The 15,045-nt window shown below is 59.9% G+C and carries 15 protein-coding genes and 1 rRNA gene; 5 read left to right on the forward strand and 11 right to left on the reverse strand.

From position 1 onward, the window contains the following. The 3 genes from B9A19_RS21105 to wrbA form a co-directional block, all read right to left on the reverse strand. Positions 1-233 (reverse strand): leucine zipper domain-containing protein (locus tag B9A19_RS21105; protein ID WP_139798810.1); only part of this gene is annotated, 233 nt, incomplete at its 3' end. 98 nt (positions 234-331) lie between these two features. Then, on the reverse strand, positions 332-718 hold the full coding sequence (locus tag B9A19_RS21110; RefSeq protein ID WP_084093131.1) for a DUF2069 domain-containing protein: 387 nt from the start codon (positions 716-718) through the stop codon (positions 332-334). Continuing rightward, a complete protein-coding gene (gene wrbA, locus B9A19_RS21115; RefSeq protein ID WP_084093132.1) occupies positions 715-1,314 on the reverse strand; it encodes an NAD(P)H:quinone oxidoreductase in 600 nt (199 codons plus the stop codon). The genes B9A19_RS21110 and wrbA overlap by 4 nt, the downstream gene beginning before the upstream one ends. Positions 1,315-1,372: 58 nt before the next feature. On the opposite strand from wrbA, the gene B9A19_RS21120 reads away from it, so the two are divergent. Beyond that, positions 1,373-2,614: a YihY family inner membrane protein gene (locus tag B9A19_RS21120; protein WP_084093133.1), complete on the forward strand. Its 1,242-nt coding sequence runs from the start codon at positions 1,373-1,375 to the stop codon at positions 2,612-2,614. Here B9A19_RS21120 and aroB read toward each other — a convergent pair. From aroB to B9A19_RS21155, 7 genes are all read right to left on the reverse strand, one after another. Then, positions 2,578-3,663 (reverse strand): 3-dehydroquinate synthase, encoded by a 1,086-nt coding sequence (aroB, locus tag B9A19_RS21125; protein WP_084093134.1) that lies wholly within the window; start codon positions 3,661-3,663, stop codon positions 2,578-2,580. The genes B9A19_RS21120 and aroB overlap by 37 nt on opposite strands. Then, positions 3,650-4,195, reverse strand: a complete 546-nt coding sequence (gene aroK / locus B9A19_RS21130; protein ID WP_084093135.1) for a shikimate kinase AroK — start codon at positions 4,193-4,195, stop codon at positions 3,650-3,652. Before aroK ends, aroB begins: the two co-directional genes overlap by 14 nt. Before the next feature lie 179 nt (positions 4,196-4,374). Next, positions 4,375-6,423: a type IV pilus secretin PilQ gene (locus tag B9A19_RS21135; protein ID WP_084093136.1), complete on the reverse strand. Its 2,049-nt coding sequence runs from the start codon at positions 6,421-6,423 to the stop codon at positions 4,375-4,377. After that, entirely contained in the window at positions 6,420-6,947 is a 528-nt protein-coding gene (locus tag B9A19_RS21140) for a pilus assembly protein PilP (protein ID WP_084093137.1), read from the reverse strand. Before B9A19_RS21140 ends, B9A19_RS21135 begins: the two co-directional genes overlap by 4 nt. Positions 6,948-6,977: 30 nt before the next feature. Continuing rightward, positions 6,978-7,613, reverse strand: a complete 636-nt coding sequence (locus B9A19_RS21145; protein WP_245804399.1) for a type IV pilus inner membrane component PilO — start codon at positions 7,611-7,613, stop codon at positions 6,978-6,980. Further along, on the reverse strand, positions 7,610-8,212 hold the full coding sequence (locus B9A19_RS21150; RefSeq protein ID WP_084093138.1) for a PilN domain-containing protein: 603 nt from the start codon (positions 8,210-8,212) through the stop codon (positions 7,610-7,612). Before B9A19_RS21150 ends, B9A19_RS21145 begins: the two co-directional genes overlap by 4 nt. After that, positions 8,209-9,237 carry a pilus assembly protein PilM gene (locus tag B9A19_RS21155; protein WP_245804400.1) on the reverse strand — a complete coding sequence of 343 codons (1,029 nt, stop codon included), beginning with the start codon at positions 9,235-9,237 and terminating at the stop codon, positions 8,209-8,211. Before B9A19_RS21155 ends, B9A19_RS21150 begins: the two co-directional genes overlap by 4 nt. Positions 9,238-9,451: 214 nt before the next feature. Between B9A19_RS21155 and B9A19_RS21160 the strand changes: the two genes are divergently transcribed. The 4 genes from B9A19_RS21160 to B9A19_RS21175 all read left to right on the forward strand — a co-directional run bounded on the left by B9A19_RS21160 (position 9,452) and on the right by B9A19_RS21175 (position 14,724). Next, a complete protein-coding gene (locus B9A19_RS21160) occupies positions 9,452-11,761 on the forward strand; it encodes a penicillin-binding protein 1A (protein ID WP_084093140.1) in 2,310 nt (769 codons plus the stop codon). A 199-nt stretch (positions 11,762-11,960) separates the two neighbouring features. Continuing rightward, a complete protein-coding gene (locus tag B9A19_RS21165) occupies positions 11,961-12,554 on the forward strand; it encodes a nucleotidyltransferase domain-containing protein (protein WP_217807143.1) in 594 nt (197 codons plus the stop codon). Positions 12,555-12,562: 8 nt separating this feature from the next. Then, positions 12,563-13,303, forward strand: coding sequence for a flagellar brake protein (locus B9A19_RS21170; RefSeq protein WP_084093142.1), 741 nt, complete (start codon positions 12,563-12,565; stop codon positions 13,301-13,303). Continuing rightward, entirely contained in the window at positions 13,300-14,724 is a 1,425-nt protein-coding gene (locus B9A19_RS21175) for an NAD(P)H-hydrate dehydratase (protein WP_084093143.1), read from the forward strand. The genes B9A19_RS21170 and B9A19_RS21175 overlap by 4 nt, the downstream gene beginning before the upstream one ends. 147 nt (positions 14,725-14,871) lie before the next feature. Here the strand turns inward: B9A19_RS21175 and rrf are convergent. Beyond that, positions 14,872-14,984: ribosomal RNA gene (gene rrf, locus B9A19_RS21180) — 5S ribosomal RNA — on the reverse strand. Positions 14,985-15,045: the final 61 nt, after the last annotated feature.

A 15,045-nucleotide genomic window follows, 5' to 3' on the forward strand; every position in this document is an offset into this window, starting at 1 on the left:
GTTTGCGCGGTCTCGGGCGAAATGGTGCGTGGCGAACGGGCTGGGCGTGAGGATTTGTCGAGCAATGCGGGCGCGCCACCGGCCAGGTAGCGGGCCAGCCATTTGCGTGCGGTGACGGCACTGACGCCATGTGTGGCACCGGCTTGTTCCGCGGTGTGGCGCCGCTGGGTGATGTCTTGAACCATTTCAAGGCGACGAAGGTAGGTCAATCGGGCATTCTTATGGGTGTTCATCCGGATCGGGGCTCTGTAGTGACTGGGGGTTTGGCGATTTCCAGTCTCTCAAAATCTCACCGGGTGAACACCCGCAACAACCTATTGAACCTTCACATCTAGCTGGCGTTTTGCTTTTCTTCGGCCGCCAGGATACTGGGGCGCGTCCACTTGGCGTAGTAGCAGATCGCCACGAAGGCAACCGAGGTCAGCAGCACCTCAACCCCTGCCAGCCATTGCGACAGGCCGTGATCGCTGTAGGCCCGCACCGCCCCCTCCGTCCACCAGATCAGCACATACATGCTGGTCCACTGATAGGTATAGCGGCGGCCATGCAGCAAGCCGCGCAAGGGAAACAGCAATGGCACCGTCTTGAGCACCAGCGACGAACCGCCCGGCTTGAGCGGGGCCAGCCACAACTCCCAGGCCAGGCACAGCGCAATCAGTGCCACCCAGCTGGCAACGGTGATGCGTTGCGTCCAGTAACGTCCGCGTGCGTGGCTCATGCTACCACCGCCAGCTTGAGCGCGGCTTCGGCCAAGCGCTTGCCCTGTGCAATGCACAGCTGCTTTTCGGCGTCCGAAATCGGTGCGCGCGACTCTGGCCCGGCAATGTGGCTGGGGCCGTAGGGCGTGCCGCCGCTGGCCGTGGTGTTCAAGTGCAGCTCGGTAAACGGCGTGCCGACGATCAACATGCCGTGGTGCAGCAGCGGCAACATCATCGACAGCAGCGTGGCCTCGTTACCACCGTGCATGGCGCCGGTGCTGGTAAACACGCAGGCAGGCTTGCCGACCAGGCTGCCAGCCAGCCAGTCATTGACCGTGCCGTCGAGAAAGTACTTGAGCGGTGCCGCCATGTTGCCAAAACGGGTCGGGCTGCCCAGCGCCAGACCAATGCACTGTTGCAGATCGGCATGCGTGGCATAAGGCGCGCCACTGTCCGGCACGGCGGGCTCGGTGGCTTCGCATACCGTGGAAACCTTGGGTACGGTACGCAGCCGTGCTTGCGCGCCAGGCACGGATTCGATACCGCGCGCGATCAATTGCGCCATCTGGCGCGTGGCGCCGTGGGTGGAGTAATACAAAACGAGAATATCGGCCATGGGTTCCGCCTGTCTGGTCGCGCTATTATAAGGGCTTGCCCAAACTCCGGACCACGGCATGGCCCAGCGCTTTCCTTATCAGCAGTTTTTCACCCTCGCCTTCTGGCGCCGCAGCGCCGGCTTTGCCCGCTATGTCGGTCATCGGCTGGTGGCCGACCGCTGCCTGCAGACCGCCGGCAGCCTGACCTACACCACCTTGCTCGCCATCGTGCCGCTGTTCACCATCGCGCTGACGCTGTTTTCGGCCTTCCCGATGTTCAGCGAATACAGCGGGCGTTTTCGCGGCTTCATCATTTCCAATCTGGTGCCCGATACTGCCGGCAAGGTGATCGGCACCTATATGCGGCAGTTTTCCGACAATGCCGAGCGGCTGACCGCACTGGGGACGATAGGCCTGGCCATTACCGCCCTGCTGCTGGTCTTCACCATCGAGAAAACGCTCAACCAGATCTGGGGGGTGCGCCGGCCACGCCGACTGCTGTCGCGCACGCTGAACTACTGGGCCACGCTCACCCTGGGACCGCTGCTGCTGGGTATCAGCCTGTCGCTGACGTCATGGATTTACCAGATGACCGGGCTGGGCAATGACTTTCCGGCGCTGTTGCGGCTGGGGCCGATGTTTTTGATGTTCGTCACGCTGACGCTACTCTATCTGACCGTACCCAATTGCTTCGTACCGCGCCACCATGCCGTTGGCGCCGCGCTGGTGGCCGGCGTGCTACTCGAGCTGATGAAGAATTTCTTCGGCCTGTATCTGCGCCTGTTCGGCAACTACAAGCTGTTGTACGGCGCGTTTGCCGCCATTCCCATCTTTCTGCTGTGGCTGTATCTGTGCTGGGTGATCGTGCTGGGCGGCGCGGTGCTGTCGGCAGCGATGTCATACTGGCATGGCGATGGCTGGCGCTGGGGCCGCCATCACGGTACGCGCTTCGAGCAGGCGATCCGCATCCTGCTGACGCTGGCGCAGGCACATGCAAACGGCGAAATCCTGCATATCGACACCTTGCGCCGCCGTGTCGGCCTGGGGCTGGACGCCACCAACGGGCTGCTGGAAACGATGGCCGAGCGCGGCTGGGTGGATGCCAGCCGCGACGGCGAATGGCTGCTGGCCGCATCGATCAGCCAGATTACCCTGCTGGATATTTTTGAACTGGTAGTGACGCCACTGACGGCCAAGGTAGAACTGAGTCTGGAGGCCACCATTGCCGGCATGCGTGTGCCACTGGGGCAAACGCTGGCCGACTATGCGGCCAGCGGCGACAATCAGGCTGCGGCGCAGCCGGCAGTCAGCGCGGCCTGAATCACCGGCACGGTGAGTTCGCCAATATAGGACTCACCCAGCCGGCGCATCAGGATGAACTTGATCTTGCCGGCATCGACCTTCTTGTCCTGCGCCATCAGGTCCAGATAGCGCTCGGCGCCGAGTGCGGGCGATACCGTCGGCAAGCCTGCCTTGGCAATCAGCGCAGTGATGCGCTCAAGATCAGTGGCGCTGATCTGCCCCAATTCCTTCGATGCCAATGCGGCCAGTACCATGCCGGCGGCAACCGCTTCGCCATGCAGCCAGGCGCCGTAACCCAGCCCAGCCTCGATGGCGTGGCCGAAGGTATGACCCAGATTGAGCAGCGCACGCTGGCCGTGCTCTTTTTCGTCGGCGGCAACGATGCGTGCCTTGTTCTGGCAACTGTGTTCGACCGCATGGGCCAGTGCATCGGTATCGCGCGCCATCAGCACATCGATATTGGCTTCCAGCCATTCGAAGAAGGCCAGATCATCGATCAGGCCATACTTGATGATCTCGGCCAGGCCGGCAGAGAACTCGCGCGGCGGCAGGGTATCGAGTGTGGACAGATCCGCCAGCACCAATTTGGGCTGATAAAACGAACCAATCATGTTCTTGCCCAGCGGGTGGTTGATGGCTGTCTTGCCACCGACCGACGAATCGACCTGCGCCAGCAATGTGGTCGGGATCTGGATGAAAGGCACGCCACGCTGGTAGACCGCAGCGGCAAAGCCGGTCATGTCGCCGATCACGCCACCGCCCAGCGCGATCAGCGTGGTCTTGCGCTCGGCGCGTGCACCCAGCAGGCCGTCGAAAATCAGGTTGAGCGTTTCCCAGGTTTTGTACTTTTCGCCGTCCGGCAGCACGATGGCCTGCACCTGCACGCCATTCGCCTCCAAGGCGACCTGCAGCTGCGGCAGGTAGAGCGGAGCCACGGTCTCGTTGGTGACGATGGCGACGCGCTTCTGCGGCAGCAGTGGCAGGATGTGCTGCACTTGGGTGAGAAGATCGCGAGCGATCAGGATGTCGTACGGAGCGTGGTCGAGGTCGAGCTTAACGAGGCGCATGGGGCGATTTCAGTTCCAGTTCGTGCAGCAACTGCTGGGCAAGGTGCTGCACCGTTTGCCGGCTGGTGTCGATGATGAGGTCGGCGACTTCGCGATACAGCGGATCGCGCACCTCGAACAGTTCACGCAGTCGTTGCTTGGGGTTTTCGGTTTGCAGCAGCGGCCGGTTGCGGTCGTGCATGGTGCGTGCGTACAGGTCGTCCACACTGGCGCGCAAATAGATGACGGTGCCGCGCGCGCGCAGATGGGCGCGGTTTTGCGGGTTGATCACCGCGCCGCCACCAGTGGCCAGCACGATGTCCTTGAGGGTGGAGAGTTCGTCGATCATCGCGGCTTCGCGCTCGCGGAAGCCGGCCTCGCCTTCAACCTCGAAGATCAATGGAATCTTGACCCCGGTGCGCGCTTCGATCTCGTGATCGGAATCGTAGAAAACGTGATCGGTAGCGCGGGCCAAGGCCCGGCCTATGGTGGTCTTGCCGGCCCCCATGAGGCCAACCAGAAAAAAATTGCCCGGCAGTTTCATGCCCGACATTGTAACTTATCTGCCTGCCCCCGAGGACGATTCGTACCGCAGGAGCGGCGCCGGGGCAAAGACGGGCAGCGGATGGGGCAGCAATCCCGGGGCCAGAAAATTCGATTTCCCAAAAAACAAGAACCCGGCCTAGCCGGGTTCTTGTTGTCACATCAAGCAGACATCAAATCAGGACATGCTTAACGCAGCGTCATGTCTTGCTGCAACACACTCGGCGTGATGAAGATCAGCATTTCTTTCTTGGTGTCCTGCTTGGAGCGGTGCTTGAACATATTGCCCACCACCGGGATGTCCCCCAGCAGCGGCACCTTCTGCAAGCCCTCCTGCACATCCTGTTGATAGATACCACCGATCACCACGGTACCGCCATTTTCGACCAGCACCTTGGTAGTAATCTGCTTGGTATTGATGGCCGGGCCAGAGGTGGTATTTACCCCCGGGGTGTCCTTGTTGACCTTCACATCCAGCATTACGTTGCCATCTGGAGTAATTTGCGGTGTCACACGCAGCGACAGCACAGCTTTCTTGAACGCAATCGACGTTGCCCCGTTCTGAGCCGATTCACTGTACGGAATCTCCTGGCCATCCTCAATCACAGCCTCGACCTGATCGGCAGTGATCACGCGAGGACTGGTAACTACGCGCCCCCTGTTGTCAGCCTCCAGCGCGCTCAGCTCCAGACCCAGCGCCCAGTTCGCACTGGACGCCAGCAATGCCAAGGTGGCCGGCGCGCCAAAACCCAGACCGCTGGCGGGGAGGTTCACATTGGTATCACTGACCGTATTGCCATTCACGGTTGTCGCCAATGTTGGCTTGGTCGTGATGGTGGTATTCCCGATATGGCCGATGCTCAGAGCACCTATTTTCACCCCGAGGTCGCGGCCGAAGGTATCGCTGGCTTCAACAATGCGTGCCTGGATCATGACCTGGCGTACCGGGATATCAATCTTGTTGATCAGCTCGCGCACCTGGTCCAGCTTGGCCGGAATATCCTGCACGATCAGCGTATTGGTACGCGGATCAATCACCGCACTGCCACGGGCCGACAGGAACTTCTGCTTGTCGTCCTTGAGGATGGTGTTGAAGTCGGCAGCCTTCTGATACTTCAGGCTGAAGAACTCGGTGCGGGTCGGCTCGAGATCTGCAATCTGCTTGCGCGCTTCAAGATCCTGCTTTTCCTTGGCAGCAAGTTCGTCACGCGGCGCAATCCACATCACATTGCCCGACTTGCGCTGATCCAGACCCTTGGCCTGCAGGATGATGTCCAGCGCTTCGTCCCAAGGCACATCCTTCAGGCGCAACGTGAGGTTGCCCGTCACGGTGTCACTTTCAATGATGTTGATGCCGGTGAATTCGGCAATCACCTGCAGCACGGTGCGAATCTCGACGTTCTGGAAGTTCAGCGAGAGCTTTTCACCCTTGTACGCCGGCTTCAGACCACCAACTTTGCTGGTTTGCTCAACTGCGTTGCGCACTTCGATGATGAAGCGGTTTTCAGTCTGGTAAGCCGAGTATTCCCAATTGCCCTTGGGCTCGATCACCATGCGGGTGCTGCCCGCCTGGCCGTAAGTATCAACCTTTTGAATCGGGGTACCAAAATCCGTTACGTCCAGACGGCGCTCCAGTGTCTTGGGCAGGCTGGCCTTGGCAAAGTCGACCACCAGCGTCTTGCCTTGCTGGCGAATGTCGATGCCGATATTCGGCGTGCTCAGATCGACCACCACCTTGCCCTCACCGGCATTGCCACGGCGGAAGTCGACGTTCTTGATCGACTCCTCCACATTGCTGGGCCGGGATTCGGCAAACTTGGTACTGGCCTGTGCCGAAGCAACTGCGGCCTGACCACCATCCACAGTGATGATCAGGCTATTGCCATCCACCTGGGTCTGATAAGTGGCCTGTTTTTGCAGGTTGAGCACCAAGCGGGTACGACCATTGCCCTCGGCAATGTTGACCACACGCAGTGCGGAGCCATTCACCTGGATCGCGTTCTTGCTGAACTGCGAGGTGGTGTTGGCAAAGTCAAAGGCAATACGCGGCGGCGTATTGACGCTGAAGCTGGTCGGCGACGGCACCGTCCCGCTGAACGATACCTTGATCAGCTGCTTGTCGGCAGACACGCTACCGACCTCGACGTTGGTGATCGTGTTGTCGGCTGCAAACGACAGCGCTGCGAACAGGGCGCAGCAGCCGGCCACAAGGCGCTGCAGGATCATGGTTTTAGTCATTTTTTCTGCTCCGCGTCATCCAGGGAGAGGCTGGTCTCGCGTTCGACCCAGTCGCCCCCGCTATCCTCTACGATTTCCTTCAACTTCACCTCGGTTTCGGAGATTGCCGTCACCATGCCGAAGTTCTGCCCCATATAACTGCCCAGCTTGACCCGGTACAGATTGCCATCCGGCGCACGCACCAAGGCCTGGATCAGCTTGCCTTGCTGCAGGGTGCCTACCATGCGCAGCTTCTCCAGGTCATAATTCTCGAGCACTTCCTTGGGGCGATCCGGATTGGGTCGCAACCCCGTCCCTCCCCCCTTGCCCTTGGCAATTTCCATTTTGCTTGGGCGGAATGGGTCGGGCAGCGAGAACGCATCATACGTAAACGGCTGGTACGGCTTCACTTCCGGCAACGGCTCTACCTTGCCGCGCAGACCTTCGCTGCTATCACGCATCCAGTCCTTCAGATCGCCGTTCTCTTCGCCAAAGCAGCCAGCCAGGCAAAGCGTGGCCAGTGCGAGTGCTAGATAGGTTTTCATTTATCCCCTCTTGAATCCATCTCGGCCGCGTTAGTGCTTTTTCTTCTTGGCATCGGCATCAGCCTGGCGCATGGCCTGCAATTCCGCCTCATCAAGCGACCGATAGGTCTTGGCAACCGCCTGCATGGCCAGCATGCCATCCTTGCCAGCGGTCAGCTGCAGGTTACCCAAAGTCACGATGCGCGACAGTTGCGCCACATCGCTGACAAAAGCGGCCAGATCGTGGTACGAACCATTGATGCGAATATCAATCGGCAGCTCGGCAAATTCCGATGTCTTGGTCTCGACACCCGGGCGGAACAGTTCAAACTGCAGCCCGCGACCAACGCCGGCCTGGTTTACCTCGGTCAGCAGCGTTTCCATTTCCGACTTGTTTGGCAGTTGCTTGAGCAAGGCGCCAAACGACTGCTGGATTTCCAGCAGCTGTTGCCGGTACGCATCAAGATTGATGGCCTTCAGCTTCTTTTCCTTATAGGCGGTCTTGAGCTGCTCTTCCTTGGCACGGCCGTCATCAAGAGCCTGCATCTGGTCAGCCCAGACAAAATAGTAGCCACCGCCCAGCACGATCACGAACACGATAACCAGCAAACCCAGCTGCACGGGCAGCGGCCAATCGCCGATCTCGCGCGGGTTGAGATTGCGCAATTCGTCCAGAGTCATGGTCATGCCCCCTTGTTCACCGGCTTGCCGGCCGGGGCCGAGGCATCGCCAGCCGCCTGATCTGTGGCGCGGGTGATCTTGATTTTCAGAGTAAATTCGGACAAACGCTGGTTAGCCACCTGCGCCGCCTTGACTTCGATCAGCAAGGGCTGTTCGAACACATCCGAATCATTGAGATTGCGCATCAAGGTCGACACGCGCGCATTCGATTGCGCATAGCCGTTGAGTACCAGGCTATCGTCGGTCTGCTTGACGTCCTTCAGATAGATGCCTTCAGGCGTCTGGCGAGTCAGCTGGTCCATCACGCGCACGGTTTCCGAACGATTTGACTGCAGGCGTTCGACCACCTTCTTGCGATCAAGCAGCGCTTGCTTTTCAGCCTTCAGCTTGTCGATTTCGGCAATCTCGCGATCAAGCTTGGCATTTTCCTCGGTCAGAAAGTCATTGCGATGATTCTGGGTCTCGATGCGTGCCTCATAGAGCATATAACCGGCGACCAGCACACCAATGGCGATCAACACGGTGATACCCAGCAAGGCCAGGTAACGATGCTGGCGCGCTTGCCGCTTCTGCTCACGGTGGGGAAGGAGGTTAATCCGGATCATGACGGGTCAAACCTCCGCATAGCGAGACCACATGCAATTAATAAAGAAGGCGCATCCAGCTGGATCTGCTTGCCACGCACCTTGCCGGTGGCCATGCCGAAGAACGGGTTGGCACGCATGGTACTGGGCACCTGTGCGCGGCTCGATACGGCTTCGTCCAGGCCGTGGATGGCGCTGCAGCCACCTGCAAGCAGGATGTGATCCACGGTGTTGTAGTTGCTGGATGTATAGAAAAACTGCAGCGAACGGGAGATTTCCAGCGCCAGCGTGTCCATGAACGGCTGCAATACTTCCGGCTCATAGTTTTCTGGCAAGCCGCCAAAGCGTTTGGCTTGCTCGGCCTCGTCGCTCGACATATTGAACTTGCGCTGGATTTCCTGGGTCAACTGGTTACCCGCGTAACCCTGATCGCGACTGTAGATGGATTGACCATCCTTGAAAATATTCATGTGCATTGCCGTCGCACCGATGTCGACAACGGCGATGATCTGGTTGTCGCCCTGGTTGGGCAGCTGCGGGCGCATCAGCTCGAAAGCGGCCTGCGTGGCATACGATTCGACGTCAACCACCAGTGCTTTCAGGCCGGCCGCTTCGATCACGGCAACGCGCTCGTCAACCTTCTCCTTCTTGGCGGCGGCAATCAGTACTTCCGATTCGTCGGGTACTGCGGGCGAGGGGCCAAGCACCTGGAAGTCCAGATTCACTTCGTCGAGCGAAAAGGGGATATATTGGTTGGCTTCTGTTTCAACCTGGGTTTCAAGCTCGCGCTCGGTCAGATCAGCCGGAACCAGAATTTTCTTGGCAATCACCGCCGCAGCCGGCAGTGCGATCGAGACGTTTTTTACTTTGGTGCCAAGATGGCGCCACGCGCGCTTGACCGCCTCGGCCACCAGATCGTGATTCGCGATATTGCCGTCAGTCACCGCGTCCTTGGGCAGGGATTCAATCACGTAGCGCTCAAGACTATAGTTGCGCCCGGTCTGCCCAAGTTCGACCATCTTCACGGCCGAGGAGCTAATATCCACTCCGATCAGCGGTGGAGCCTTAGGCTGGAGAAAGTCGAGGTTCAACACGAATTTCCTTATAAAATATGGTGATAGGGCAATTCATTACCAAGCTACGTTAGATCGTAGCAGTGCGCCACACCCTATGTAAAGCAAGCTAGTCAATAGCCTAGTTTTTTGCAACAACAACGCTTTAGCGTAAATTACGGCCAAACCCGTTTCCCACACAACACCAATGACCAAACGCATCCTGTTAATCGCTGCCGGTACACTCGCCGGTGTTCTATTGCTTCTGGGCGGATTGATTTTATTCGCGGTACTGATCAACTACCCACGGCTGCCTTCGCTTGAGGCATTGACCGACTATCGGCCCAAAATGCCGCTTCGGGTTTACACCTCGGACGCCGTATTGATTGGCGAGTTTGGCGAAGAACGCCGCGCCTTCATCCCCATCGATCAGGTACCAGCCGCGATGAAGCAGGCCTTGCTGGCCGCCGAAGATGAACGCTTTTATCAGCATGGCGGCATTGATTATCTCGGTGTTTTGCGTGCCATGGCAGGCAATGTGCTTTCCGGCCATTCGCAGTCGGGCGCAAGCACGATTACGATGCAGGTCGCACGCAATTTCTATCTATCCAACGAAAAAACATTTACACGAAAATTTAACGAAGCCTTATTGTCTTTCAAGATTGAGCACAATTTATCCAAGGATCAAATCCTTGAGCTCTACATCAATCAAATCTATCTCGGCCAGCGCGCCTATGGTTTCAGCTCTGCCGCGCAGACCTATTTTGGCAAGGAACTGAAAGACCTGACGATCGCCGAGTACGCCATGCTGGCCGGCCTGCCCAAAGCGCCGTCAGCTTACAACCCCATCGTCAACCCCAAACGTGCCGGGCTGCGCCAGCAATATGTGTTGCGTCGCATGCACGAGTTGCATTTCATCGACGATGCACAATATGAGGCCGCGCTGAAAGAGCCGCTGCACCTCAAGCGCTACCATCAGGAATACGCCGTGCACGGCGAGTATGTTGCCGAGATGGTGCGGCAGATGATGACCGAGCGTTACAAGGAAGCCACCTATACCCAAGGCTTCAAGGTTTACACCACGCTCAGCAGCCAGCAGCAGGAAGATGCTTATCAGGCACTGCGTCAGGGCCTGCTCGATTACGACCAGCGTCATGGATACCGCGGCCCGGAAAGCTTCATCGACGAAGCGCAACTGGCTGGGGGCAAGGACGAAGGGCTGGATGATGCACTGGCCGAAATCAAGGATGCCGATGATCTGGTGCCGGCCGTGGTACTAAGCGCCAATGCAAACCGGATTCAGGTTTATATCAAGGGCGGCGAACGCCAGGATATCGGTGCGGATGGTCTGAAATTTGCCCGCAGCGCCTTGTCGGATAAAAATCCGCCTGCCTCGCGAATTCGCCCGGGTGCCATCATTCGCGTCAAGCAGAATGACAAGGGCTGGGTTGTCTCGCAATTGCCACAAGTGGAAGGCGCGTTTGTCGCCATAGACCCGCAAAACGGTGCTTTGCGCGCCCTGGTCGGCGGTTTTGACTTCAATCGCAACAACTTCAACCATGTCACCCAGGCCTGGCGACAGCCGGGCTCCAGCTTCAAGCCCTTCATCTACTCCGCCTCGCTGGAGCGCGGCGTCACGCCGGCCACCTTGATCAACGATGCCCCGCTGGTCATCGATCCCGGCCAGGTTGGTGGCCAGAAATGGGAGCCGAAAAACTTCGACGGCAAATACGCCGGCATGATTTCGGTACGCAACGCGCTCACGCTGTCCAAGAACCTGGTCTCCATCCGCATCCTGCAGGCCATCGGCACCGATTACGCACAGCAGCACATTACGCGCTTCGGTTTCAGCCCCAAGCAGCATCCGGCCTATCTGACCATGGCACTGGGCGCCGGCAGTGTCACCCCGCTGCAAATGTCCGAGGCCTATTCGGTATTCGCCAATACCGGCTATCGCGTGCACTCCTACTTCGTCGACCGCATCGAAGATGCACGCGGCAAGGTATTGGCCAAGACCGCACCAGAGGTCGCCGGCCAGAGTGCCAAGCGCACGCTGGACGCGCGCAATGCGTTCGTGATGACCAGCATCATGCAAGACGTAGTGCGCTTCGGTACCGCCGCCCGGGCCAATCGCGCCCTCGGCCGGCCGGACCTCGCCGGCAAGACCGGCACCACCAACGACGCCAATGACGCCTGGTTCGCCGGCTTCCAGCCCAGCCTGGTCGCCATTGCCTGGGTCGGCTTCGACCAGCCGCGCTCGCTGGGTGGCCGCGAAACCGGCGGTGCCGCTGCCCTGCCGATCTGGATCAGCTTCATGAGCAAGGCGCTGAAGAATGTGCCGGTGTATCAGTACCCGGTACCGGAAGGCGTCACCCCGCAGACCATCGAAGGGGAGAAGGGCACGTTCACCGAGTACTTCTTCAACGAATTCACCCAGACCAACCCCGAGCTGGGGCTAGGGAGTGGCGGCGGCGGGGCCAGCCAGCCGCTGGATGAAATCAAGGACCAGCTGTTCTGATTTCCCGGCGTTAGACCAGACCCGGCAATCACGCACGAAAACGGGGCCTGCTGCACCAGCAGCAGGCCCCGTTCCACCCCGCCTTGCTCACGCTCAACACTTCGGCAAGATCATCCGCCCGGTTTGGGTTATGCTTGGTTCACAAGCGCGACAACAGGGGGCCGACATGGGCAAGCATATTGGTGTTGAGCGTCAATCCGTGGCCCTGCGATCAGAGATCGCCCACCGGGCGGCCAGGCTGATCGCCGAAGATCACATCCTCGACTTTGCCCAAGCCAAGAAGAAGGCCGCCCGCCAGCTTGGCGTGACCGAGGGCCGGGCACTCCCCTCCAATCAGGAAATCGAAGCGGCACTGGAAAGCTACCGTGCCATCTATCAGCCCGACCACGCCGGCCACCTCGACCGCCTGCGCGGCAAGGCGCTGATATTGATGCGCCTGCTGACCGAGTTCCAGCCCTATCTCACCGGCTCGGTGCTGTCAGGTGTTGCCGGCCCGCACTCCGACATCAACCTGCTGATCTACACCGACGACCCCAAGGCCGTCGAACTTTTCCTGCTCAACCGGCAGATCGACTACCAGATCGCCGAACAGGATCCACTGCATCGTCACGCTGACTACCCCACGCTGGTGCTCTGGTATGACGATAGCGCAGTAAAGCTGCACGTACGCCCGCTGGATGCCGAACGCAACAATCCCCGGCGCGATGATCGCGAGCGCATTCGCGCCGAACAACTGCAAGCCCTGCTGGAAAACGGGCTGGCAACCGCAGATGGCAGTCTGCTGCCGGCCTAGGCCACACGATGCAGCAGCATCCTTCACTCGAACCCTATCTGCTGCAGGATCCCAGCCCCTACCTGTTGCACGATGCGGTAGAAATCGATTACCTGCTAAGCCAGCTGGCGCAGCAGCGTGACCCGCTCTGCCTGTATCCCTACCTGCGGCGCGAGCCTTTCTTCATCAGCGCGCTGCTGGGTGTCAGCGCGCAATACCTGTGGTTTGACCCCAGCATCAAGCATGAAACCAATGCCGTGCTGCTGCAACACGGCTTGATGTGCGTGGGCGTGGTCCATCAGGTCAAAATCCAGTTCGGCGACACCCGCTGCGACCAGGTCGACCACGAAGGCCACCCTGCCTTGCGCATTGCCCGGCCACAGGCGCTGATGCAGCTGCAGCGGCGCGATCACTATCGACACGACGTGCCCGGTTCGGAGCACCTTACCTGCCGCAGCGGCGATGGCCAGTTCTGGCAGGTGGACGACATCAGCACCGACGGCATCGGCCTGCTGGGCCACGAGGGCATGGATGAAAGCCGCATACTGCAGCTGGCCTCGCTGCACGGCTGCCAGATTGAATTACCCGGGCACGGCACGCTACTGTGCACGCTGCATATCCGCACCCACCGCACCCTCACCTTGCGCAGCGGCCAACAGGTGCTGCGCCTGGGCTGCACCTTTGCCGACATGGACCCCAAGGCCCAGACACTGCTGTGCAACTATCTGGCAGCCATACAACGGCGCAGATTGAAGCAGGAGCGCGGATGAAAGCGCTCCTGACCATTGCGGCACTGCGCGACCTTGAGCTGGCCGCCCATGGCATGGACCTGATCAGCCGTGCCGGCAGCGCCAGTGCCCGCTGGCTGCTTGCCAATACGCCAGCCGATGCTGGCTTCAGCGTCCTGATCGGCCCCGGCAACAACGGGCAGGATGCACTGGTCTGTGCACAACAACTGCAAGACGCCGGCCGCGTCGTCCAGCTGCGCCTGCTGCCGGGTGATCCACGCCATGACGAACTTGCCGCCCGGTTCGCCATGGTCGATCACCAAACCGACGGCCATTGGCAGCAAGTAATTGTAGATGGGCTGTTCGGCATCGGACTGAACCGCCCGCCCGATGCAGCTGCCGCCGCGCTGATCGATGCGGCCAATCGGGTACCTGGGCTGCGTGTTGCACTCGACATCCCGTCTGGTCTGGACGCCGATCATGGCACCGCCGCCAAACCGACCTTCATCGCAGCCCATACGCTGAGCTTTCTTGCTGACAAACCCGGCCTTTACACCGCAGACGGACGCGATCACGCCGGACAGATTCACACATTTGATCTCGGGGTGAGCCAGCCGCTGCCGACCAGCTCCATCCATCTGATCGACCGACGCAGCGATTTGCCCATGCTGTCGCGCCAGCACGCCAGCCACAAGGGCAGTCACGGCTGCGTGGCCATCATCGGCGGCTGCGCCGGCATGGCAGGCGCCACCCTGCTGGCCGGGCGTGCTGCATTGCATGCCGGGGCCGGCAAGGTTGTGCTGGGTTTGCTGGATGAAGGCATCCATGTTGATTTCGGCCAGCCGGAACTGATGCTGCAAGCACCCGCGCAGGTGTTCGAGCAAGCGGAAGCGGATGTCTGCGTCGTCGGGCCGGGGCTGGGACAATCGGCTGCCGCACTGGCATGGCTGCAGCAGGCACTCACCGTGGATACGCCGCTGGTGATCGATGCCGACGGACTCAACCTGATCGCGCAATCCGGCGCATTGCAGCAGCAACTGCACCAGCGCCAAGCCCCCACCGTGCTGACACCACACCCCGCAGAAGCCGGCCGTCTGCTGCAGCAATCCACCACGGCCATACAAGCCAGGCGCCTGCCCAGTGCCTTGCAACTTGCCCGGCAGTACCGGTGCACGGTATTGCTGAAAGGCTCAGGCACCGTATGCAGCGATGGCGAGGTCTGCAGCATCAATCACAGTGGCAATGCCTTGCTGGCCAATGCCGGGCAAGGCGATGTGCTGAGTGGCTTGCTGGGTGTGCTGCTCGCACAAGGCTTGCCCGCACTGGCAGCAGCACAACTAGCCAGCTTCAGCCACGGCCGCTGCGCCGACCTGGCACTGCAGGCGCAGCCAGCCCTGCTCACCCTGCCGGCCACGGCAGTCATTGCGCAACTGGCCCGAATACTGAACCAGCCGGATGACTGAGACCCGCTCTGCCCCATAGACACAAAAAGGCGCCGTGAGGCGCCTTTTTGCTAGGTTTTTGCTTTGCTGCTGCAGCATCCGGGCGGCGTACGTTTCGCACCCACAAAGCAAAAACCCCCTGCCTTGGGCAGGGGGTTTGCATGGGGAGTCTGGCGATGTCCTACTTTCACACGGGTATCCGCACTATCATCGGCGCTAAGTCGTTTCACGGTCCTGTTCGGGATGGGAAGGCGTGGGGCCAACTCGCTATGGTCGCCAGACGTAACTGGTTGAGTTACGACTGTTAGTCATGACTCTGATTCGATAGAAGAAGCATACTGC

The organism is Andreprevotia lacus DSM 23236, from assembly GCF_900176275.1.
GTDB classification, from domain to species: domain Bacteria; phylum Pseudomonadota; class Gammaproteobacteria; order Burkholderiales; family Chitinibacteraceae; genus Andreprevotia; species Andreprevotia lacus.

Excerpts from the sequence above, each read along its gene's own strand:
- B9A19_RS21110 (WP_084093131.1), bottom strand. The coding sequence starts at position 718 with ATGAGCCACGCACGCGGACGTTACTGGACGCAACGCATCACCGTTGCC.
- wrbA (WP_084093132.1), bottom strand. The coding sequence starts at position 1,314 with ATGGCCGATATTCTCGTTTTGTATTACTCCACCCACGGCGCCACGCGC.
- B9A19_RS21120 (WP_084093133.1), top strand. The coding sequence starts at position 1,373 with ATGGCCCAGCGCTTTCCTTATCAGCAGTTTTTCACCCTCGCCTTCTGG.
- aroB (WP_084093134.1), bottom strand. The coding sequence starts at position 3,663 with ATGCGCCTCGTTAAGCTCGACCTCGACCACGCTCCGTACGACATCCTG.
- aroK (WP_084093135.1), bottom strand. The coding sequence starts at position 4,195 with ATGTCGGGCATGAAACTGCCGGGCAATTTTTTTCTGGTTGGCCTCATG.
- B9A19_RS21135 (WP_084093136.1), bottom strand. The coding sequence starts at position 6,423 with ATGACTAAAACCATGATCCTGCAGCGCCTTGTGGCCGGCTGCTGCGCC.
- B9A19_RS21140 (WP_084093137.1), bottom strand. The coding sequence starts at position 6,947 with ATGAAAACCTATCTAGCACTCGCACTGGCCACGCTTTGCCTGGCTGGC.
- B9A19_RS21145 (WP_245804399.1), bottom strand. The coding sequence starts at position 7,613 with ATGACCATGACTCTGGACGAATTGCGCAATCTCAACCCGCGCGAGATC.
- B9A19_RS21150 (WP_084093138.1), bottom strand. The coding sequence starts at position 8,212 with ATGATCCGGATTAACCTCCTTCCCCACCGTGAGCAGAAGCGGCAAGCG.
- B9A19_RS21160 (WP_084093140.1), top strand. The coding sequence starts at position 9,452 with ATGACCAAACGCATCCTGTTAATCGCTGCCGGTACACTCGCCGGTGTT.
- B9A19_RS21170 (WP_084093142.1), top strand. The coding sequence starts at position 12,563 with ATGCAGCAGCATCCTTCACTCGAACCCTATCTGCTGCAGGATCCCAGC.
- B9A19_RS21175 (WP_084093143.1), top strand. The coding sequence starts at position 13,300 with ATGAAAGCGCTCCTGACCATTGCGGCACTGCGCGACCTTGAGCTGGCC.